This is a genomic window from Nonomuraea sp. PA05, assembly GCF_008086045.1.
Classification (GTDB): domain Bacteria; phylum Actinomycetota; class Actinomycetes; order Streptosporangiales; family Streptosporangiaceae; genus Nonomuraea; species Nonomuraea monospora.
Window position 1 is genome coordinate 76,884 of the sequence record NZ_VSEY01000031.1, and the last position, 20,768, is coordinate 97,651.

Here is a 20,768-nt window from a genome sequence, read left to right on the forward strand (position 1 = left end):
AGCAATCACCTTATTTCTGGATGAGTCGTACGGGCGAAGCCCGTGCCTTCATGGGTGATTCTGAAGTGGACTGTCTGAACCGGGCGCCTTTACAAAGTAAGTTCGGTCGAGGAGTGTCAGACCGGTCCGGGTGGGATGGTGCAGGGCACCGCCGCGGTGCCGCCGGGTGGTGATCAGGCCCGGCTGGCGCAACACGCCGGTGTGCTGGCTGATGGCCGCTGAGGAGGTTCCCACGCGCCGCGCCAGGGCGCCGGTGCTGCTCACCCCGTCCGCGATGGCCGTGAGGACGGACGCGCGGGTACGCCCGAGCAGGTCGGCCAGCGCCCGCGCCGACGGCCCGCCCGCCCAGATGCCCGCGGCGTGCTCGACGTCGAGCACCGCGGGGTAGATCAGGATGCAGTTCGCCCGGTCCCCCAACTCGTACATCACTCCCGGCATGCGGTGAAAGAACGACGCCACCAGCAGCAACCCCCGCCCGTCGAGGACGAAGTCGTCGTCGAACTGCTCGCCGGCGTCGATGTGGAGGGTCGGCGGCGACCATCGGATGCTCGGGTGCAGGCTGGACAGCAGGCCGTCGACCCCGCGGTCGAGCAGGACGGCGCCGCGCTGGGCGCGCTCGGCGTCGAGGTGCCCGCGGATGCGCGGCCAGTGCGCGCCGACGGCCGCGTGGTGGTACGCCTTCAGCGTGGACAGCACCTCCCGGCGGGCGGCGAGGGTGTCCACGAGCCCGGCCAGCGCGGCCGGCACCCGGCCGTGGTGGCCGGCGTAGAAGTCCAGCTCCGCCCGGACGGCCTGCGGCGGCTTGGCCAGGAACGTCTCGGCGCTCTCCTCCAGGTCGCCGCCCGGCCCGGCGAGCAGGGCCAGGTCGAAGCTCGGCAGTCGCACGGGGACGATGCCGCCCAGGACGGCGAACCGCGGGCCGAGGTGTCCGCGCACCCGGCGGCGCCAGGCGCCGAACACCGCCTCCTCGGCCCGGCCGCGCAGCGCGTACAGGCTGAACAGGGTTTCGGCCATAGGGCCCAAGGTGGGCGCCACCCGCACCCGCGCCAGGTCACCGGCCGTGAAATGAATTCTGTGCATCCGCCCCCCAAGCAGTTTCACAAGGCGCTGAACAGTCCGATTAAGCCAGAACTTACAAGCCTCGCGGCGCGCCATTTCTTCCTGCGACAGTGATCAGGCCGTTCTCCCCTTACCGCGGAAATATCCGAGAAAGGTTCCTGTGAACATGCGTCAACGAATCCGCACCGCACTGATCAGCATGTCCGTCGTGGTCACCGCTGTGGTCGGCACCGGGCTGGCGCCCGGCGCGCCGGCCACCGCCGCCGCGCCGGGCACCGAGACGCTGTCCGGCTTCACCGCGGAGCCGGCGGACGCCACGGCCCAGTCCGTCCAGCTCAGGAACCTGGCCACGCACCGGTGCCTGGAGCAGGCGTACGGCGGCGCGACCGGACACGTCTTCACCGCTCCGTGCCACGGCGGCACCAGCCAGACCTGGACATGGATCGGCGGAGGTGATTTCAAGTCCCTCAGAAACCTGTGGAGCCAGGAGTGCCTGGACGGCACCTCGGCCACCGGCCGGGTGTACACCCTCAGCTGCAACAACGGCGGTTACCAGTGGTGGAAGATGTACGCCAACGGCCAGATCGGGCAATACCAGTCGGGGCACAAGCTGGACAGCAACTGGGAGGGGTCGGTTTACCTTTCCCCGGGTAATACCGGCGACTACCAGAAGTGGTTCTGAGTCGTAGCCGAATCGCGGGTGGGATGCGCCGGGTGGCACATCCTGCCCGCCGTTCTTTCAGGCCCGCAGCCCGGCGAGGGCGAGGCCGAAGATCCGCTCGCGCTGGGCGTCGTCGGCGTACTCGATGGTGCTGATCGCGGCGAACATCCGGAGCAGGTCGTCGATCGTCGGCTCGGGGCGCGCGCTCCCCGCCTCCTGGGCCCGCTCCAGCAGTGGGCCGCCGGCGTCGCGCATCGCCTTGCGGCAGGCCTGGAAGGTGCCGGTGGAGCGGTTGAGCGCGTCGGCGAAGGCCAGCTTCGTCCCGATGTAGTCGGTGAAGCGGCGCAGCCAGGCGGCCAGCGCCTCCCACGGGCCGAGGTCGCCGAGAGCGCCGGCGGCCCGGCACAACTGCTCGACCTCCTCGCGGTGCACCTCCTCCACCAGGTCCTCGCGGGTGGGGAAGTTGCGGTAGAGGGTGGCGATGCTCACCCCGGCCCGCCGGGCCACGTCCTCCAGCGACGCCTGCGCCCCCTTCTCGGCGAACGCGTCGCGGGCGGCGGCGAGCAGGGCGTCGAAGTTGCGGGCGGCGTCGGCGCGCCGGGGCCGCCGCGACGGAAGTACGGGCTGCATCTCGCCTCTCCACTTTGACAACCGTAGGACCCCTACGGTTAAGTGTAGGGGTACTTTCAGTTTCCATTGTAGGAGCCAGAGAGATGTTCACCGACACCATCGCCCTGCTCACAGGCGCCAACAAGGGCCTGGGCCTGGCCACCGCCCGCCGGCTCGCCGAGCTCGGCCTCACCGTCCTGCTCGGCAGCCGCGACGCCGAACGCGGCGAGCGGGCCGCCGCCGGCCTCGCCGCCGACGGGGTCAAGGTGCGGCCCTTGCCGATCGACGTCACCGACGACGAGTCCGTCCGGCAGGCGGCCGAGCTCGTCGAGCGCGAATACGGGCGGCTCGACGTCCTGGTGAACAACGCCGGCGTGCTCCGGCGCAAGGTGCCCGCCGAGGTGACCGCGGACGACCTGCGCCCGGAGTTCGAGACGAACGTGTTCGCCGTCGTCCGGGTCGTCCACGCGATGCTGCCGCTGCTGCGCCGGTCGAAGGCGGCGCGGATCGTCAACGTCTCCAGCGACTCGGCCATTTTCGCCAAGGCCACCGAGCAGGGGTCGATGTTCGCCCGCTCGCACGACTCGTTCGCCTACTCCGCGACGAAGGCCGCGGTGAACATGCTGACCGTCAAGTACGCCAACGCCTTCGCCGACGACCCCGAGCTGGCCCACATCAAGGTGAACGCGGTGACGCCGGGGTATGTGGCGACCGACCTCAACGGGTTCAAGGGGGTGCGCAGCACGGACGAGGGTGCTCGTGCCGCGGTGCACTGGGCCACGGTGGGTGAGGACGGCGGGACGGGCGGCTTCTACGACGAGAGCGGCCGGATGCCCTGGTGACAGCACGTCACGACGGTGACGGCTCCCTGACCCTGCACGTTCCAGGTTTGACCGCCCCGTTGTTCAGACGGCGTCCGCGTCGCGCCGTCTCACCTGTATCGAATCGGGCCGGACGGCTCCGGTCCACGGGACCGCGCGGGCGGTGGGGCGCCCCAACGGATCGGTTGGGTTGGCGGGTCCGGTGTCCATGCCACCCGGCCTGATCGCCTCCCCGTCTGGCTTGAGCACCTCCCAGCCCGGCTTGACCAGCTCCCACATCGCCCGCCGCCGCAGCCGGTTGGCCCCCCACCCGCAGACGAGCCCGATCGCCATGCCGACGGCCACGTCCCCCGGGTAGTGCGCGCCGACGTACACGCGGGAGAAGGCCACCCCGGCGGCGAGCGCCGCCACCGGCGCGGCGACCGGCAGGGGCGCGTGCGCGGCGACCGCCACGGCGAAGGCGACGGCCGAGGCGCTGTGCCCGGAGGGGAAGGACGACGACGTGGGGATCCGGCGGCGGCGGATCGCCGGGATGACGTGCGCCACCGGGCGCTTCCGGCGGAAGGCCTGCTTGGCGAGCAGGTTGGCCGTGGGGCTGGCCAGCGAGATGGCCAGCACGCCGCGCAGCCCGGCCCGTTGCAGGTCCGGCCGGCCGGACATGAGCAGGCCGCCGGTGACCAGCCACCACAGCACCGCCTTGTCGGCGGCCGACGACAGGGAGGGGAGCACCGCGTCCAGATAGGGCAGGTGGGCGCGGGCGATCCGCTCGAAGGCCCACTTGTCCCGGGCGTCGAAGCGTTCGAGAAGTCTCACGTGCTCGATCGTGCCTGCCGGGGCGCGTCGCGCTTCACCTCCGGCGGGTGAAGCGCGACGGGACGTGGTGACGGTGACATCGAGGCATGGGACGTCCCGATGGCAGCGCGAAGATCCCGGCGAGCCGGTTCGACCACGCGCAGGCGTGGACCGCGCGCCTCGCCCTCGCCCTCGCCGCCGCCGTCGTGCCGATCATGCTCACGGCGGCGGGGTTCCACAGCGTCACGCTGCTCGCCCTGGGGCTCGGCGCGCTGGCCGTGGCCGCGGCCGCGGTGTGGATCGCGCTCACGCACCGGGGGCTGGTCCGCGTGCTGGCCGGGACGGTGGCGGTGCTGGCGCCCGTGGGCGCGGTGGTCAGGAGCGCGATGGTCGGGGCGCTGTGGCCGATGATCGTCTCGGCCGGGCTGCTGCTGCTGGCGGCGGCCACCGGACGGGTCGCGCTGGCGATGGGGGCTCCCCCCGCCCGGTTCAAGGGCCGGACGGTGGAACCGCCGAAGCGGCCGTACCTGATCATGAACCCGCGCTCGGGCGGCGGGAAGGTGGACAGGTTCGGGCTCGTGGCCAAGGCGAGCACGCTGGGGGCGGAGGTGCAGGTGCTCGACCCCGATCGGCCGCAGGACGTCGCCGAGCTGGCCCGCGCCGCGCTGGCCAGGGGCGCGGACCTCCTGGGCGTCGCCGGCGGCGACGGCACCCAGGCGCTGGTGGCGGCCGTCGCGGCCGAGCACGACGTGCCGTTCATGGTCATCCCCGCGGGCACGCGCAACCACCTCGCGATGGACCTCGGCCTGGACCGCGACGATCCGAGCACGTCGCTGCGCGCGCTCGACGACGGCGTCGAGATCAGCATCGACCTGGGGCTGGTGGCCGGCCGCACGTTCGTCAACAACGCCTCGTTCGGGGCGTACGCGGCGATCGTGCAGAGCCCCGCCTACCGGGACACCAAACTGCACACGACGCTGGACCTGCTGCCCGAACTGCTCACGCACCGCACCGGCCCGCGGCTGGTGGCGCGGGCGGGCGAGGTCGTCATCGAGGCGCCGCAGGCGGTGCTGGTCAGCAACAACCCCTACCTGGCGGGCAGCGGCGGCGGTTTCGGGCGGCGGCTCCGGCTCGACTCGGGGGTCCTGGGCGTGCTGGGCATCACGGCGGACACGGCGTTGAAGGCCGCCGGACTGGTGTGGGGGCGCAGGTCGGCGGCGCTCACCTCGTTCACCGCCCGGGAGGTGATCGTGGACGCCGACGCGCCGGAGGTGCCGGTCGGGGTGGACGGTGAGGCGCTGATGTTGCCCACGCCGGTGCGGTGCCTGGTCCAGCCGGGCGCGCTGCGCGTCAGGACGCCGAGCGCCAGCGTGGGGCGGGTGCACCGGGAACACCTTCCGGTGCGGTGGCGCACGCTGTGGGGGCTGGCGTTCCCGCCGAGGAGGACGGAGCGGCGGCGGACGCACCGGACGGCCGTCTGACCGTCGCGACAAGCCGGTTGGCGGATCGGACGCCGAGGACGACCAGCACCACCGCGGTCACCTTCCCGATCGCGCGTCTGAAGCGGGTCCCGCGTACGAGGTGCGGGAGCCGGTGCGTTCCGGCTGGTCCGTGGCGGGTGGCAGGGTGGTCGTCTTCCAGGAGGGCGAGTCCCTGGGCAGCCCGCACGGCCACGCGTGGAGCCCGCCGGGTGCCCCTGCCCGGCTCCTGAAAGTCCCGTACGGAAGTAAGCGTTCTGATACCGAACCGCAAGCAACTTTGATCACAATCGACACGTGAGTGACGAACCCCGACGCATCGGCCCGTACACCCTCATCAAACGCCTCGGCCAAGGCGGGATGGGCACCGTGTACCTGGCGCGGCTCGGAGACTCGCCACCCGTGGCGCTCAAGGTCCTGGACCCCGGCACGGACGACGGCTTCGAGCGCCGCTTCACCAGGGAGGTGGAGGCGGCGCGCCGCGTGGCCCGCTTCTGCACCGCCCCCGTCCTGGACGCGGGCCTCGACGGGCGACGCGCCTACATCGTCACCGAGTACGTCGACGGCCCCGACCTGGCCACCGCGATCCGCGACGGCGCCCCCATGTCGGGCGCGAACCTGGAGGCCCTGGCCGTCGGCGTGGCCACGGCGCTCGTCGCGATCCACCAGGCCGGGATCGTGCACCGCGACCTCAAGCCCGCCAACATCCTGCTCAGCTCCATCGGCCCCCGGGTCATCGACTTCGGCATCGCCCAGTTCATGACGCCGGACGCGACCAAGTCGGCGTCCATCGTGGGCACGCCCGCGTACATGTCGCCCGAGCAGGCGGGCGGCGAGCCGGTCACGGCGGCCAGTGACGTGTTCGCGTGGGGCGGCGTGATCGTGTACGCGGCGACGGGCAAGCCGCCGTTCGGCGTGGGCGGCCCGCCCGAGGTGCTGTACCGGGTGGTGCACTACGCGCCGGACCTGAGCAACCTGGACGGCAGGCTGTACCCGCTGGTGGAGCAGGCGCTGGCCAAGGACCCGGTCCGGCGGCCGACATCGCAGCAGCTTCTCGACCGCCTGCTCGGCCGCGAGTCGATCAACGTGGCCGCGGCCACGAACCTGGTCAGCCAGTCCTGGGAGCAGCAGCCCGTGCGGCAGCCGGCGCCCGCTCCGCCGAGGTGGCGATGGGCGCGCCCGGCGGCGGCGATCGCCGCCGCGCTCCTGGTGTCCGCCGTCACGGCCACGGTGCTGTTGCAGTCGAACAGTCCGGGCAGTTCGGGCGCTTCGGGGGGTACGTCCCCATCGGCTCAGACCACCACCGCCGCGCCCGCGCCCACGCACGTCCACACCACCACGGGCCTGGCCGCCCGCGACGCCTACGTCGAGAACGCCAAAGGGCGGCGGATCCCCGTCCACGTCTCGATCGACAAGCTGACCCGCGAGTTCGACGAGACGCGGCTGGAGTGGACGGTCGAGAACATCGGCGCGCCCGGAGACAAGGCCGACCTGGCCCACTTGCTGGGCGACGGCGAGTCGTGGAGCGTGCACGGGATCACGATCCGGCCGGACGGCTCGGACAAGTCGCCCCACCCGGACACCGAGGACGGCGTCTGCTCGTGCACGTACTGGTACAGCTACGCCAACGCGATCGACGCGGGCGAGTCGCTGCAGTTCTTCGCCACCTTCAGCGGGCTGCCCGAAGCCGACAAGGCGGACCTCAACCTGCTGGGCCTCGGCCGCTACCTGGGCGTCCCCGTCGAAGGCTCCTCGTGAGAAAAAGGATTGGACGCGATGATCTCCGGGCTTGTAGCTTGCAGTCGGCCGTGACACCGCCCGAGGAGGTGAGACCCATGAACGCTGTATCGCTGTGGGTGCTCCGCCTCGCCGTCGCGGCCGGGCGATCGACGTAGGTGTCGCCGGGAGCGCCTGACCACCAAGGCACTTCCGAAAGGCAACACCGATGAACTTCGACGTGATCATCGCCGGGTGCGGGCCGACCGGCGCGATGCTGGCCGCCGAGCTGCGGCTGCACGACGTGCGGGTCCTCGTCCTGGAGAAGGAGACCGAGCCCGCGTCGTTCGTCCGCATCGTCAGCCTGCACCTGCGCAGCCTGGAGCTGATGGCGATGCGCGGCCTGCTGGATCGCGTCCTCCAGCAGGGACGGCGGCGTCCGGCCGGCGGCCTGTTCGCCGCCATTCCCGCGCCCGTGCCCGAGGGCCTGGACTCCGCGTACGACTTCATGCTGGGCATCCCGCAGCCGGTCATCGAGCAACTGCTCCAGGAGCATGCGGTCGAGCTGGGCGCGCAGGTCCGGCGGGGTCGCGCGGTCACCGGCTTCGAGCAGGACGACGAGGGGGTGACCGTCGAGCTGGCCGGCGGGGAGAAGCTGCGTTCGCGCTATCTCGTCGGCTGCGACGGCGCGCACAGCACGGTGCGCAAGCTGCTCGGCGTGGGCTTTCCCGGCGAGCCCTCACGCAACGACACGCTGATGGGCGAGATGGAGGTGGGCGTGCCGCCGGAGGAGATCCCCCATCAGCTGACCATGCCCCATCAGCGGTTCTGGCTGCGGCCCTTCGGCGGCGGGAGGTACAGCGTCCTGGTCCCCGCCGAGGGCGTCAGCGACGAGCCGCCGACCATCGAGGCGTTCCGGCGGCAGTTGCGCGCCGTCGCCGGAACCGACTTCGGCGTGCACTCCCCGCGCTGGATGTCCCGTTTCGGCGACGCCACCCGGCTGGCCGAGCGTTACCGGGCCGGGCGGGTGCTGCTGGCCGGCGACGCGGCGCACATCCATCCCCCCATCGGCGGGCAGGGCCTCAACCTCGGTCTCCAGGACGCGGTCAACCTCGGCTGGAAGCTGGCCGCGCAGGTCCGCGGCTGGGCGCCGGAGCCGCTGCTGGACACCTACCACGCCGAGCGTCATCCGGTCGCCGCGGACGTGCTGGACAACACCCGCGCCCAGGTGGAGCTGCTGTCGCCCGAACCGGGCGCGCGGGCCGTGCGCAGGCTGCTCACCGAGCTGATGGGCTTCGAGGAGGTGAACCGCCACCTGGTGGAGAAGATCACCGCGATCGGCATCCGCTACGACTTCAGCGAAGGTGAAGGCGCACGCGCAGGCGAGGGCGCACGCGCAGGCGCGGGCCCCGATCTGCTCGGCCGCCGCCTGCGCGACCTCGACGTCAAGCAGGGCCGCCTCTACGACCTGCTGCGCCGTGGCCGCGGCCTGCTGCTGGACCGCACGGAACGGCTGACCACCGGCGGCTGGTCGGACCGGGTCGACCACCTCGCGGACCCCGCCGTGGAGCTGGATGTCCCGTGCGTGCTGGTACGTCCCGACGGCCATGTCGCCTGGATCGGTGACGATCAGCGGGACCTGGACGTTCACCTGTCCCGCTGGTTCGGCGAGCCCGCCGGCTGACGGATCGGGCTCAGCCTCGGGCCGTGGCCAGGAGTTCGCGTCCGCGCTCCGGCGTGATCAGGCGAGCGGCCCGGGGGTCGGCCAGCAGGGCGATCGGCGCGACCTGGTCCTCGTGCAGCGGCCTCCAGTGCGCGAGGGCCTCGCGCAGCCGCGGCCAGGCCTCGTCGTCGCCGGCGTCGAGCGCGGCGTGCGCGGCCTCGTCGAACTCCGGGTTGCCGAAGCGGATCCGGAACCCCGGCTCCTTCCGCAGCGCCTGGTAACGGCCGATCGGGCGCTTGAGCCACTCGGGCCCGAGATCCCACAGGAGCTGGACGGTGGAGCCGCCGCCGTAACGGTGGGCCTGGTCGTGCGCGACGAACAGCAGCGGCAGGACCTGCTCGGCGAACAGGCCCTCGTCGAGGGTCCACGACGGCTGGGCGTCGGTGTGGGTGAGCAGCCGGTAGAGCGGGTCGCTCTCCGCCTCCTCCCGCAGCAGGGTCCGTAGCTGGAAGGCGAGGAACTCGGCCCGGTCGCGGCCGAAACGGGCGGCCTGCGCGAGGACGTCCAGCGGGCCTTCCACCTCGCCGCGCAGGCTCGCCAGCCGGGCGTCCTCCACCTTGGCGTCCCATTCGCGCCGGGTGTCGCACGCGGGGCGGTCGAGGGCGTGGAATCCGGCGTAGAAGTCGTACATCTTCTCGTAGAACGAGCCGTATCGGTCGGGATCGCTGGCCCGCCACGAGAACACGTCGTAGGCCGCCCATTCGCCGTGCTCGTCCACGTCGCCCGGGTCGAGGTAGACCGCGCCGGAGTCCGCCTCCAGGGAGATCAGCAACGATCGTGCCAGCGGGGACTCGTCGTCCTCGCCGTCCTCGCCGTCCTCATCGTCCTCGTCGTCCCAGTCGGCGTCGGCGTAGGCTTCGACCCACATCGGCTCCAGGTCCTTCAGCCAGCCGAGCTCCTCGGTGCCGCGCAGGCTCCAGACGAAGTTGCCGGCGTGCCGCCAGCCGTTGGTGACGAGTAAGAACTCCCGGAACGACGGGGGCAGCACGCAGCCCAGCCGCGACTCCAGGGCCTGTACCTCTTCCTCGGTGGCGGGCGGGCAGCCGAGCCAGGGGTCGCCGTCGGGCGACAGGTCGGGGTGGGCGAGGTGCCATTCCTCGCTCCAGCGCTGAAGGAACGGCTTCCAGGCGTGACGGTCCACGGCAGGCTCCTACGACGTCGCATGATGATCCGGTCACGCGAAGTCCATCAGATGCCACCGACAGGCCGCGCGCGGGTCGCGCGCGCGGCCACGCCTCGTCGCGCCGTCAGGAGACGGTCAGGTAGAACGCGGTCTCGACGGTCTCGGTGGTCCACAGTGAGCCCGCCTGGCTGTGAACGGCGAACGTCCGCTCGGCCGTGCCGCGGTGCAGGTCGCGGCGGACGCAGGCGCGGGCGCCGCGCTCCACCGACAGCGAGCGCGGGTGGTCGTAGCGGCCGACGGGCGTGACGTGGACGGCCACGTCGTCGTCGAGGTCGACGAGGCGGCTGACGAGGACGCAGTAGACGCCGCGCGACGGGTGCCAGACGTCGTCCACGTGCTTGCTGTGCGTCACCGAGCCGTTCGCCTCGATCTTCGCCGAGGCCTGCGCGAACGGAGTCTCGGCGGACGCGGCCGGCGGCGTGAGAAGCGTGGCGGCGGCGCCGAGGGCCCCGATGGCGAGTCGCCTGATGGTGTTCATGTCGATGTCCTTTCGGCAGGATTACGAGACCAGCAGGTCGAAGCCGCTGTCGGCGAGCCGCCCGGTGTTGGTGCTGTAGACGTTGACGGTGATGGTGTTGTCCAGGCGGCAGGTGGCCGACGGGTGGCGGTAGGCGATGTGCGGCAGGCGCAGCGCGTGGCGCGGGGTGAGCTGGATCAGCGAGTCGCGCGCGTCGATGTAGTGGCTGAGCTGGATGCAGTATCGGCCGGTGGCGGCCCGCCAGGCCTTGACGACGTTCTTGCCCTCGTTGAGTGAGCCGTCCGCGTTGATGATCGCGGCGGCCCGCGAGTACGGGGCTTTGAAGTCGGCATGGGCGGCCGGGGCCGCGAGGACGGTCAGACCGGCGGCGAGCGTCAGGCAGCCCGTGAGAGCACGACGAAGCATGAGGAATCCCCCTGTTTGTTGCGGTTGGATAGGAGCCACAACGAAACGTAAGTTCGCGGGAGCCGCCGGGATGTTCGCCACCCCGTGTCGTCCGGCCAAGGTTTTTTGCCCGGTCGCACGCGAACTTGTGGCCCCTTTCGCGCGTCCCGCTCCGCCCCGGAGCCGGGGGGTGGCCGTGCTGCGAGGCCGTACCCACTGACGTGCCCTTTACCCGGCAAGATCCCGCCCGATCACCCAGGATCGGACGGGATCGCGCAGGTCACCCCTTAGTCGAGCCAGCGGCCGACGCCCTTGACGGTGACCTCCAGCAACTCCGCCGGGTTCGCCGGGTCCGGATAGTAGATGATCATCGTCGTGCCCGCCGGCAGCAGCATCTTGACCGCCTGGATGCACCCCGCCACGGCCTGCCGCTGCGCGTCAGGCCCCGTGCCGGTGATCGGCACCGCGTCGCAGACGCCGCCCCGGTTGTTCATCACCAGCCGCAGCGTGCTGTCCTTCAACGCCACCTCCCGCGTGGCGACGCGATAGGCGAGCTGCGTCTCCAGATGCCACGCCGGAGGCGCCATGGGCACCCCGAACTCCTGCCGGTACAGCAGCCCGAGCCGGTGTTCGAGCGCCGCCAGGTCGTCGTGCAGCCCGCTCTCGACCGTGTACCCCGCCCAGGCTCGCAGATCGTCGACCGGCGGCAGGTTCGCGATCGGCAGCCCGCTCGCGTCCAGCAGCCGGCCGGACGCGTCGACGAGGTAGCCCTGGTTGTTCTGCTGCTTGATCGACGCGCTGACGTTCCTGAGCTGCTCCGCGGTGTCCTCGTACGGGCAATGCCCGCCCTCCTGGACACACCCGATCGGGAGGATCCGCAGCAGCGACGTCGCCAGATCGGTCTCGTACAGCGCCGACAGGATCGTCCGGTCGGACAGGTGCCCGTTCAGGTACATCGTCCCCCAGATCGAGTTGTACTCGGCGAACCGCAGCTCCTCCGGGACGAGCGACTCCACGAACGTCCCCCGCCACTGGCTGGAGTACTTGTCCCAGTCGGGATCCTCGCTCAGCTCCAGCACCCCGATCATGCAGTCGGAGAACTTCTTGGCGGCCTTCACGAGCCCGCCCTTGACGGCGCTGCGGCACTTGCCGACGACCGAGTACTGCGAGGCGGCGTTGAGCAGGTCCAGCCCGAACAGCGTCATGTACTCCTCACCCAGCCGGTGGCTCTCGGTCTCCCGGTCGGCGATGCCCCTGGCCGCGAAGTAGAACAGCGGGCTCATCACGAGGGACATGCAGGCGTCCTGGGCCTTGCCGACGAACTGGCTCCGGCAGTGCTCAATGCGTTCCTGCGCGTACCCGTCCGGGTCGTGCAGCGGCCCCTTCGGGTCGTTGAGGATCTCCTCAACGTAGGCGTTGCAGTCGTTGTACCCCGGCAGGCCGTCCTCGGGCCCCCACTTGCAGTGCCCGTACCAGGTGGCCTTGAGCGCGCCCAGGCGGATCTCGGCGTCCTCCCGGTAATCCTCGAACACCTCGGCGGCGATGCGGGCCGCCTCCGACGCGCTCTGCCCGGCCCTGATCTGCGCCGCGTACGCGGTGTCGTAGGCGGCGAACGCGCTGGCCGCGTCCTGCGCCGCCGAGACGGCCGAGGCCCGCGCCCACCGGGCCGACAGGGACGCCTTCCTCGCCGACTGCTGCGCCTGCTGGGTCGCCGCGGCGGCGGTGCGGACGGCCTGCGCGGCCCGTTCGGCCGAAGCGGCGGCGTCGCGGGCGCTCTCCACGGCGTCGCTGGCGTACTCCCGCGCCCGGCCGGCCGCCGCGCCGGCGTCGTTGGCGTAGCCGACCGCCTGCTCGGCCGCGCCACGGGCCCGCGCCGCCGCCGCCTGCGCGGTGCGCGCGAACTCGACGGCGCTCTGCGCGATCTGCGACGTCTCGATCATCAGGGAGGTGGCGATGTAGTTGTGCGTCGCGGTCGCGTAGTCGCGCTCGGCCGCCTGGTGCCGGCCCACCTCCAGGAACTCGACCTGCATCGCCGTCGTCCCGGCCAGCGCCACCTGGGCGCCGTTGCGCACCTCCGTGCCGTGCGACTCGTCGTCGGCGATCGCGTCCACCTTCGAGCGGACGTCGATCGTGTGCGCGGTGTTGTACGTGGAGTCCAGGAACTTGTCCAGGGCCTCCGGGTCGTCCGAGCGCAGCGCGGCGTTCGCGGCCTGCTCCGTCTCCGCCTTGCCCGCGCCGCGGGCCTCGGCGAGGATCCGGCCGATCCGCTCGCGCAGCTCGGCGGGACGCTCGGGGTAGTCCGGGTCGTCGAGGAACTCGACCACGTCGTTCCAGCCGCCGTCGAGGGCGCTCTGCGCGGCGGTTCGCATGGCGGGGCTGCTGGTGACCATGAGGCCGGTCAGCGTGGTGCGGTCGTCCTGCTCCTCGGCGGCGGCCAGGCCGCGCTTGACGAACTCCAGGACGAGCACGTCGTCGTCCTCGCCGAGGGCGTCCACCGCCGCCGAGCTGGTCCACGTGCCGGGCACGGTCGCGAAGAACCGCGCCACCTGCCGCGCCTTGCCCACCGCCGCCGCGTCGGGCGTCTGCGCGGCGGCGGCCTCGGCGATCAGCTCGTCGATCTGCGGCGTGTGGTAGTCGCGCATCGGCACGTCGAAACCGTGCGCCTCCCCCAGCCGGGCCTCGGCGGCCTGCGCGCTGATGTGCCGCGCGAAGGACAGCTCCAGCTCCAGCTCGTCCTGGAGCCGCTGCGCGTCCGCCTCGCGCGCCGACTTGTAGACGGTCTGGGCCGTCTCGGCGGCGTTCAGCGCGTCCTCCGCCGCCCGGTAGGCGTTGTCCGCGTGCTGCGTCGCCAGCTCCGCCGCGTTGACGGCGTTGCCCGCGTGCGCGGCGGCGCTCGCCGCCGCCGCGGCCGACTGCTCGGCGTAGGAGACCGCGCGCGTCGCCGCGTCCCGCGCCTTGCCTGCCGCCTCCTGGGCGATGTTCGCGTGCCGCACCGTCTCGGCGGTGGCCTGCTTGGCCCGCGCCGCGCTCGCACCGGCCCGCGCGGCGGCGGCGAACGCGGCCTTGGCCTCGGCGCTCGCCTCCCCCGCGTAACGGCCGGCCGCCTCGGCGGCACGCCCGGCGGCCTCCGTGTTCGCCCGCGCCGAGTCGGCGGCGGCGACCGCGGCGAACGCCTTCTGGTTCACGGCCGCGATCTGGTCGATGGGCGACAGCCAGGCCGAGATCGCCGGGCCGATCTGCTGCATCACCCGGTTGTGCGCCTCGGCGTCGGCGGCGGCGTCCGCGTCCAGCTCCGCCGCTGCCGCCGCGGCCCATGCCTCGTCGGACTTCGTGTGCGCCCGCGCCGCCGCGGTCGCCGCGCGCCCGGCGGCCCCGGCCGCGGCGCGCGCCGCCTCCGCCGCCGTCCGCGCCGCCTGCACGGCGACGCGGGACGCCGCCGCCGCCCGGTCGGCCGCCTCGGCCGCCCGCTGCGCCTGCCGCCTGGCCTCCGCCGACTCCCGCCCGGCCAGCGTCGCCAGCCGCTCCGCCTCCAGCGCGTCGTTCTTGGCCGCCAGGGACTCCGCCTCCGCCCGGTCGGCCTGCGCGACCGCGCCGATCGTCTCGAACGCCGCGCGCCGCGTCGCCTCCGTGGCGCTGGTCCGCAGATCGGTCAGCGTCTGGTTCTCGTTGTCCCTGGCCTGCGCCACACCCCAGTCGATCTGGACGAACCGCTCGTGCATCTCCAGGCTGCCGTCCTGCAGCGCCCGGTTCGCCGCGGCCTGCACTTCGGGCCCGCCCTCGGCCATCGCCCGGTTGACGACCGCCCGCAGATCCAGCCGGTACGGCACCCGCCAGCCCGACTCGATGAACTTGCCCAGCGTCTCCCGCGTCCCGTTGCGCAGCACCGCGTTCGCGGCGGCCTTCACCTCGGGCCCGCCGGCCGCCTTCATCTCGTTCACGCTCGCCCGCAGGTCGATCTCCCTGGCGGTCTCCCAGCCACCGCCGAGGAACGCCGTCACGGCGCCGGCGTCGTCCGAGGTCAGGGCGGCGTTGGCCGCCGCGGACACCTCGGCGCCGCCACGCGCCTTGATCCGGCCCACCTGCTCACGATCGTCCTGCGCCGCCAGCCGGGGCAGATTCGCGAGGAAGGCGCAGATCGCCGCCTCATCCCCCAGCAGCGCGTCCTCCGCCGCCGGACGCACGTTCACGCCACCCGTGACCCACGCGTCCAGAACCACCTGACGTTCGCACGCCGGCCCGGCGGGCGGATCCGCCCGCACTGCCCGCGCCGCCGCACCGGCGGGAACGCCGACGAGGAGCGACGAGAGCACGACGCCCACGACACCTGCCGCGCATAACGCGCGCACCACCTTCACCGCAGCCACCTCTCACCCTCTCGGCTGATGCCTCTCCACGAACAGGGCGGGACGGCGCGGCCGGACGGAGGTCGCCCGCCCGGCCGGCCGTCCCGGACTCAGTTGACGACCCGCAGCTCCAGGAGGGTCTCCCGGCAGTTGTCGGGGAAATCGGGATGGTTCTCGTCGCACGTCACGTCCGTGCGCCCGAACTGCTCGCTCTCGTCCCGCTCGACGCGCTTGGTGCGCTCCGTGCCCGACGTCACGTTCACCACCGTCGCGTCCACGTCGTGACCCGCCCCCGGCGACCGGCCGTCGCCCTGAACCTCGTAGACGTTCGGGATCCGCAGCTTCACCACACCCGTCGGCGCGAGCACCTTGAAGCACACCGCCGTCACGCCCAGATGCGGCTCACCGACCTCGGTGTCACCGTTCAGCAGCCCGGGGAACACCTTGATCACGCCGACGCCGTTCTCCGTGGACGCCGTGCACGAGACCCAGATGATCCCGCCGTTCCCGGAGATCAGCTCGAACTTCTGCGCCTCCGCCTCGTCCGTGCCCCAGTCGTCCTGACCGGACGTCCCCGCGAACTCGTGCGACAGGTCCACGGGATAGCCGTAGCCCTCCACCACCGACCCGCCGCTGGCCTGCACCGGGACCGTGGCGGCGTTCCCACCGGCGGGCACGAGATCACCCGCGTACCAGCCCTGTACCTCCACCAGCAGATGCGCGGTGCCCGTGCTGGCGTTCTTGATCCGCACCTTGCCGCCGATCCCCGCCTTGACCACGCTGTGCCCCGCGCGGTCGCCGCCGTCCTTCGGCGCGTAGTTGACCAGTGAGGTGGCGCTCGGCGTGCTGCCCACCGGCCACACGTTGAGCAGCCCGTCCGCCGTGTTGTCGACGACCGTCAGGTTCAGCGCCACCGGGGTGCCCGCGGGCACGCCGAGCGGCACGTCCACGGTGGCGTTGGCCGCGAGAGGCTCACCCTCGCCGACCGACCGGGTGTCCAGCCGGCGCGCCGCCGGCATCGTCCGCAACCTCGTGCCGGTGTCCGCGCTCGCCGTGAAGTAGCCCAGCGCGGTCGCCGCGAAGTGCACCGGCGCGGCGCCGTTGTTCGTGAACGTCGCCCGCCCGTCCGCGCTGAGCTGCACCGCCACGCCGTGCGCGGTCGTCCCTGGCACGTAGTCCATGACGCTGCGGTTGTTGGCGCCGCCCGGCGGGAACGCGCCGACCCAGCCGTCCCTGGTCGCGTCCGTCACGATCAGGTCCAGGTACGCCGTCGTCGCCCCGGCCGGTATCGCGCCGCCCGTCAGCGTGAACGTCCGTGAACCCCGCGACGGCACCGTGCCCGCCGTCCCGCCCAGACCGCTGCGGGTGTCCGCCACCCGCGTGTGATCGACCGCCACGAAGCCCCGCCCCGCGCTGCCCGAGGTCGTGTAGTAACCCTGGACGTCCACCGTGACGTGCGCGCCGGGGCCGTGGCTGTAGACCGCGAGCTTCCCACTGGCCGGCACGGGCACCACCGCGGTGTTGGAGATGATCTGGTTCGCGGTCGCGTTCACCATCGACAGCGCCGGGCGCGGCGCGCCCTCCGGCAGCAACGTCAGGAACGTGGGCGACGAGCCCGCGACGGCCGTCACATCCACCAGCACCGCCGTGACGTCACTCGCAGGAACGCCGCCCACCCCCGTCACCTGGAACGGGGTGAGACTGGCCGCGCCCCGCGGGCCGGCGGTCGTGCCCAGCCCGGAACGCGTGTCGAGAACCTGCGCGCTCGTGGGCAGCCGCACGAAGGCCCCGCCCCGCACGGTCTGCCGCACCCAGTCGCGCACGTCGTCCAGCCGCGCCTCCGTCGCCCCGGTCCGTGTCTCCGACGCGTCCGCCTCCAGACAGCCCGCCTGCCAGGACGTGCTGTTCAGCGCCACCAGTTCGAGGCCCGCCGCCACGCTGCGCAACGCCGGCCCGCCCGCGTCCCCCTTGCAGATGCTCGACGGCGCCGACGGATCACTGGCGATCTCCACGGCCCCCGCGCTGACCGCCTGCACCGAGAAGGGCGCCGTGTGCAGCCGATGCGGCACCCACTGCGTCGCCGTCCGCCCGAAACCCGCGACCCGCAACACTTCTCCCGGCGTCGGCGCGGTCGCGCTCACCCGCACCGGCGCCACCTCCACCACCGGCGCCGCCAGCTTGGCCAGCAGCAGGTCACGGGCCGGATGCGGCACCACGTGCGTGACGCCGCGCACCTCCCCCTCGGCGGCCGTCGTCAGATCCTCCCGGCCCACCGTCACGGTGGTCGCCTGCGACGGCGGACCCGCCGTCACCGGGCTGCTCCCCTCCGCGAAGCAGGACTTGGCCGTCACTATCCACTCCGGATCGATCAGCGCGCCGGAACAACCGCGCACCGCGTCACCCACTCTGACGTCCGCCACGAAACCGTAGCCGTCGGCGGGCGCCGCCGACCCGCCCACGATGCCCAGAGCGGGGAGCGCGGGCAGCATAACGCCCAGCGCCAGCCCCGCAGCCAGAGCACCGCGGCGTAATAACAAACGCATGAATGACCCCTTCTTCCGGCCGGTGGCCGGGAAATCGCAGCACTTCGCACACGTGATCTCGTTGTGCGCAAGCATCGCGGGGGGCGCTTTCACGATCGCTTCACATCTGCGTCATCGACCACCTGCGGGACGACGGCTGAGATCATGCCCCCATGACCGAGCTTGTGGAACGTGTCGACGATCAGGACCGTGTGCTGGGCGTGGTCAGCCGGGACGATGCGATCCGTCACGGCTGGCTGCACCGCATCGCCACCACCGTCTGCCGCGACGAGGCGGGGAGGTTCCTGGTGTGCCGGCGGGCCGAGGGGCTGTCCCGGTATCCTGGCTATTACGAGGTGTGCTTCGGCGGGGCGGTCGGAGTCGGGGAGTCCTACCAGGTGGCGGCGGCGCGCGAGCTCGCGGAGGAGCTGGGCGTGCAGGTGCCGGTGCGGGAGGTGGTCACGTTCCTGTGCCGCGGCGAGATCGGCCCGTACTGGCTCTCGGTGCACGAAGCGGTCATCACCGGCGACGTCTCGCCCGATGCCGGGGCGGTGAGCCGGGTGGGGTGGCTGACGAGCGCGGAGCTGGACGAGGCCGTGAGACGGCATCGGTTCGTTCCGGACGGGCAGGAGGCGCTGCGCCGATACCTCGCGGCAGGCACGTGAAAGGGGCGCCCGTCGCCGGAATGCCGGCTCAGGCGCCCCACCTGGTCACGGACGGCTCAGCGATGCTGAATGTCAGATGCGGGTCAGCAGGACGTTGCCGTCGCCCGCCTTCCTGACCACGACGACCGCGTACAGCCCGGTCACCTTCGGGTCGCCGATGGTGACGCGTTCCAGCTTGTTCGGGCCCCCACTGGCGGACTTGCGGGCGGCCGAGCGGGGCAGGCCCCACGCGGCCGGGTCCGGGGCCATCACGAAGAGGTCGAGGTCCTGGCCGTCGCGCGGGACGACGGTGATCGTGGCGGGCACGCCCTGCTCGATCCACGTGGTGCGCACCTCGGTCAGGCGGCCAGCGGCGATGGGGAACTCCTGCGGCGTGCCGGCCTCCAGGTTGCCCGCGGCCGCCTCGGTGACCTCCATCGCGTACTCCTGGTAGTCGGTGCCGGAGGTGACCGCGTTCACGAACCAGTTGCGGGTGGCGGGGCTGGGCTGGACGGCGACGAAGTCCGTGCTGGTGGCGGTCCAGTCGGCGCTTCTGACGGCGTCGCCGCCCGCGTTGGGGGCCGTGGCCAGGTCGACGTCCGCCCCGTCCGGGACGGTGACCGCGGCCACCACGTGCCACCGGCCGGGCGTGGTGACGAAGGCCGTTCTGAGCGGGACGTTGGCGGGGCGGCGCACCGGGTGCCTGTCGGTCAGGTTCTCGACGTGGTCGGTGTTGATGGCGTTCTGGAACATCGCCCCCTGCGTGAGGTCGGAGTGCTGGGCGCCCAGGGTGCTCAGGAAGTGGTCGAGGTCGCGGGCGGCCACCTTGCCGAACGCGTCCACGATGGCCTCGGGGCCGAGGATACCCAGGTCCCAGTACGGCTCGTCGCGCGGACCCGAGTCGGCCAGATCGAGCAGCACGCCCGCCACCCGGCCCTCGGTCTTGCCCGCGTCCGGGCCCGTCGGCCAGCCGTCGCTGTACCAGCGCGGGCCCTCCAGGTCCAGCGCGGAGGTGGCCCACCGGTAGTGCGTCTCGCCGTAGGTCTGGACGGCGACCCAGTCGGCCCAGCCCTCCTTCCACGCGCACAGCGTGCTGTTCATCGGCGTCGTCATGTAGTGCTTGCCGCAGGCGGTGCCGTCCGACGGCATCGCGCCGTAGGTGTAGTCCATGATGAAGTGCCCCAGCTCGTGGGGGACCGTCATCTTCTCCAGGTGCTCCGACGCGTCCAGATTGATCTGGAAGCGGCCCCGGCAGTCGGTGCCTGCGCCCGCGCAGTAGTACGACCTGGACAGGACCTTGTCCGGAGCCCAGATGAGGGTCGCGGACTGGCAGTTCTGCTCCCCCGGCTTCCAGCAGTCGTCGGCCGGTTCGTTCAGCCAGCCGGTGTAGGCCTTCCAAGTGTCGTAGGCGGCGGAGTGCAGCCGGAACGCCCCCTCCATCGGGTGGCCGCTCGTGCTGCGGTAGTCGATGACGGTGGTGGAGGTGCCGGGGGCCACGTCCGGTGTCGGCGTGCCGGCGTCGGTGTAGATGTCGTCGGCCTTCTCCGAGAAGCCCACGCTCCAGTACAGGTTGACGGGGCTGACCTCGATGACGACGTCCTGGCCTGTGCCGTCCTCCTCGGTGCCGGGGAAGCACAGCCGGTAGCCGCCGGACGCGTCGGTTTCCGTCCAGCCGAGCTTGAGGCGGCCGTTCGTGTCGGTGTCGAACGCGTCCACCTCCGCCATCGGCACGCCGCCGATGGACCCGTCCGTCCTGGCGTAGGTGACGCGTCCCTGCACGCACGTGTCGCCCGCCGCCGAGGTCGCCGCCGAGGTCGCCGCCGACCGTTCCGTACGGCGCGCGCGGCTCTCCCGCGGCATGCCGAACGCCGACGACTTCGCGCCGACGGTGACGTAGGCGAGCCCGTCGGAGCTGGGCCCCGGCCGTCCGTCGCGGGCCTGGACGCGGATCGAGGCCGGGCCGGGCGTGACCGCCGCGACGAGGCCCTCGTACCGGATGGGCCGGTTCGCGCGGGCCCGCAGGGTGCGGGTGGCGCGGTCCACCGGGCTGCGGCCGATCGTCGCGGCGGCGCGGGTGAGCCCGGCGGGCGGGGTCGCCCACCGCAGGGTCTCCGGCAGCTCGATGATCGTGGTGGCGTCGGGTATGTCGTGTTTCGGGGTTATCTCGACCGTGAGTTTCGCGGTCTGCCCGACGGCGGGGGCGCGGTCCAGCGAGACGTTGACGCTGAAGCAGTCGCCCGGGTCGCACGAGGTGGTGGCGGCGGCGGGCACGCCGGCGGCCGTGGTGAGGCCCACGGCCGCCAGCGTGCCCGCCAGGATGGTCGCCAGCGGTCGGCGTGACATCGGCATGTCTCC

Annotated in this window: 15 protein-coding genes; 6 read left to right on the plus strand and 9 right to left on the minus strand. The window is 72.4% G+C overall.

Annotated features, from left to right (window positions below):
• Positions 1 to 48 precede the first annotated feature (48 nt).
• Entirely contained in the window at positions 49 to 1,014 is a 966-nt protein-coding gene (locus tag FXF51_RS39680; protein WP_148439918.1) for an ArsR/SmtB family transcription factor, read from the minus strand.
• A 211-nt stretch (positions 1,015 to 1,225) separates the two neighbouring features.
• Here FXF51_RS39680 and FXF51_RS39685 point away from each other — a divergent pair, with 211 nt between their 5' ends.
• Positions 1,226 to 1,741 carry an RICIN domain-containing protein gene (locus tag FXF51_RS39685; protein ID WP_148439919.1) on the plus strand — a complete coding sequence of 172 codons (516 nt, stop codon included), beginning with the start codon at positions 1,226 to 1,228 and terminating at the stop codon, positions 1,739 to 1,741.
• 57 nt (positions 1,742 to 1,798) lie between these two features.
• On the opposite strand, the gene FXF51_RS39690 is transcribed toward FXF51_RS39685, so the two are convergent.
• Positions 1,799 to 2,350, minus strand: a complete 552-nt coding sequence (locus tag FXF51_RS39690; protein ID WP_148439920.1) for a TetR/AcrR family transcriptional regulator — start codon at positions 2,348 to 2,350, stop codon at positions 1,799 to 1,801.
• A gap of 83 nt (positions 2,351 to 2,433) precedes the next feature.
• On the opposite strand from FXF51_RS39690, the gene FXF51_RS39695 reads away from it, so the two are divergent.
• On the plus strand, positions 2,434 to 3,171 hold the full coding sequence (locus FXF51_RS39695) for an SDR family oxidoreductase (RefSeq protein WP_148439921.1): 738 nt from the start codon (positions 2,434 to 2,436) through the stop codon (positions 3,169 to 3,171).
• 63 nt (positions 3,172 to 3,234) lie between these two features.
• Here FXF51_RS39695 and FXF51_RS39700 read toward each other — a convergent pair whose 3' ends face one another.
• Positions 3,235 to 3,963, minus strand: a complete 729-nt coding sequence (locus tag FXF51_RS39700; RefSeq protein ID WP_222871653.1) for a phosphatase PAP2 family protein — start codon at positions 3,961 to 3,963, stop codon at positions 3,235 to 3,237.
• 86 nt (positions 3,964 to 4,049) lie between these two features.
• Here FXF51_RS39700 and FXF51_RS39705 point away from each other — a divergent pair, with 86 nt between their 5' ends.
• The 3 genes from FXF51_RS39705 to FXF51_RS39715 all read left to right on the plus strand — a co-directional run bounded on the left by FXF51_RS39705 (position 4,050) and on the right by FXF51_RS39715 (position 8,820).
• Positions 4,050 to 5,423, plus strand: a complete 1,374-nt coding sequence (locus FXF51_RS39705; protein ID WP_148439922.1) for a diacylglycerol/lipid kinase family protein — start codon at positions 4,050 to 4,052, stop codon at positions 5,421 to 5,423.
• A gap of 294 nt (positions 5,424 to 5,717) precedes the next feature.
• On the plus strand, positions 5,718 to 7,178 hold the full coding sequence (locus FXF51_RS39710; protein WP_148439923.1) for a serine/threonine-protein kinase: 1,461 nt from the start codon (positions 5,718 to 5,720) through the stop codon (positions 7,176 to 7,178).
• A gap of 187 nt (positions 7,179 to 7,365) precedes the next feature.
• The gene (locus tag FXF51_RS39715; RefSeq protein ID WP_148439924.1) at positions 7,366 to 8,820 is read left to right on the plus strand and encodes an FAD-dependent monooxygenase; all 1,455 of its coding nucleotides are present in this window, start codon (positions 7,366 to 7,368) and stop codon (positions 8,818 to 8,820) included.
• 10 nt (positions 8,821 to 8,830) lie between these two features.
• Here FXF51_RS39715 and FXF51_RS39720 read toward each other — a convergent pair whose 3' ends face one another.
• The 5 genes from FXF51_RS39720 to FXF51_RS39740 all read right to left on the minus strand — a co-directional run bounded on the left by FXF51_RS39720 (position 8,831) and on the right by FXF51_RS39740 (position 17,790).
• A complete protein-coding gene (locus tag FXF51_RS39720; RefSeq protein WP_148439925.1) occupies positions 8,831 to 10,000 on the minus strand; it encodes an SMI1/KNR4 family protein in 1,170 nt (389 codons plus the stop codon).
• A 106-nt stretch (positions 10,001 to 10,106) separates the two neighbouring features.
• Entirely contained in the window at positions 10,107 to 10,520 is a 414-nt protein-coding gene (locus tag FXF51_RS39725; protein ID WP_148439926.1) for a hypothetical protein, read from the minus strand.
• 21 nt (positions 10,521 to 10,541) lie between these two features.
• Positions 10,542 to 10,925 carry a hypothetical protein gene (locus tag FXF51_RS39730; RefSeq protein ID WP_148439927.1) on the minus strand — a complete coding sequence of 128 codons (384 nt, stop codon included), beginning with the start codon at positions 10,923 to 10,925 and terminating at the stop codon, positions 10,542 to 10,544.
• Between the two features lie 266 nt (positions 10,926 to 11,191).
• On the minus strand, positions 11,192 to 15,259 hold the full coding sequence (locus FXF51_RS39735; protein WP_148439928.1) for a DddA-like double-stranded DNA deaminase toxin: 4,068 nt from the start codon (positions 15,257 to 15,259) through the stop codon (positions 11,192 to 11,194).
• Positions 15,260 to 15,357: 98 nt separating this feature from the next.
• Positions 15,358 to 17,790 carry a S1 family peptidase gene (locus FXF51_RS39740; protein ID WP_187414821.1) on the minus strand — a complete coding sequence of 811 codons (2,433 nt, stop codon included), beginning with the start codon at positions 17,788 to 17,790 and terminating at the stop codon, positions 15,358 to 15,360.
• 152 nt (positions 17,791 to 17,942) lie between these two features.
• Here FXF51_RS39740 and FXF51_RS39745 point away from each other — a divergent pair, with 152 nt between their 5' ends.
• The gene (locus FXF51_RS39745) at positions 17,943 to 18,434 is read left to right on the plus strand and encodes an NUDIX hydrolase (RefSeq protein WP_148439930.1); all 492 of its coding nucleotides are present in this window, start codon (positions 17,943 to 17,945) and stop codon (positions 18,432 to 18,434) included.
• Between the two features lie 72 nt (positions 18,435 to 18,506).
• Here the strand turns inward: FXF51_RS39745 and FXF51_RS39750 are convergent, their stop codons facing one another.
• Positions 18,507 to 20,756 carry a hypothetical protein gene (locus tag FXF51_RS39750; RefSeq protein WP_148439931.1) on the minus strand — a complete coding sequence of 750 codons (2,250 nt, stop codon included), beginning with the start codon at positions 20,754 to 20,756 and terminating at the stop codon, positions 18,507 to 18,509.
• Positions 20,757 to 20,768 lie beyond the last annotated feature (12 nt).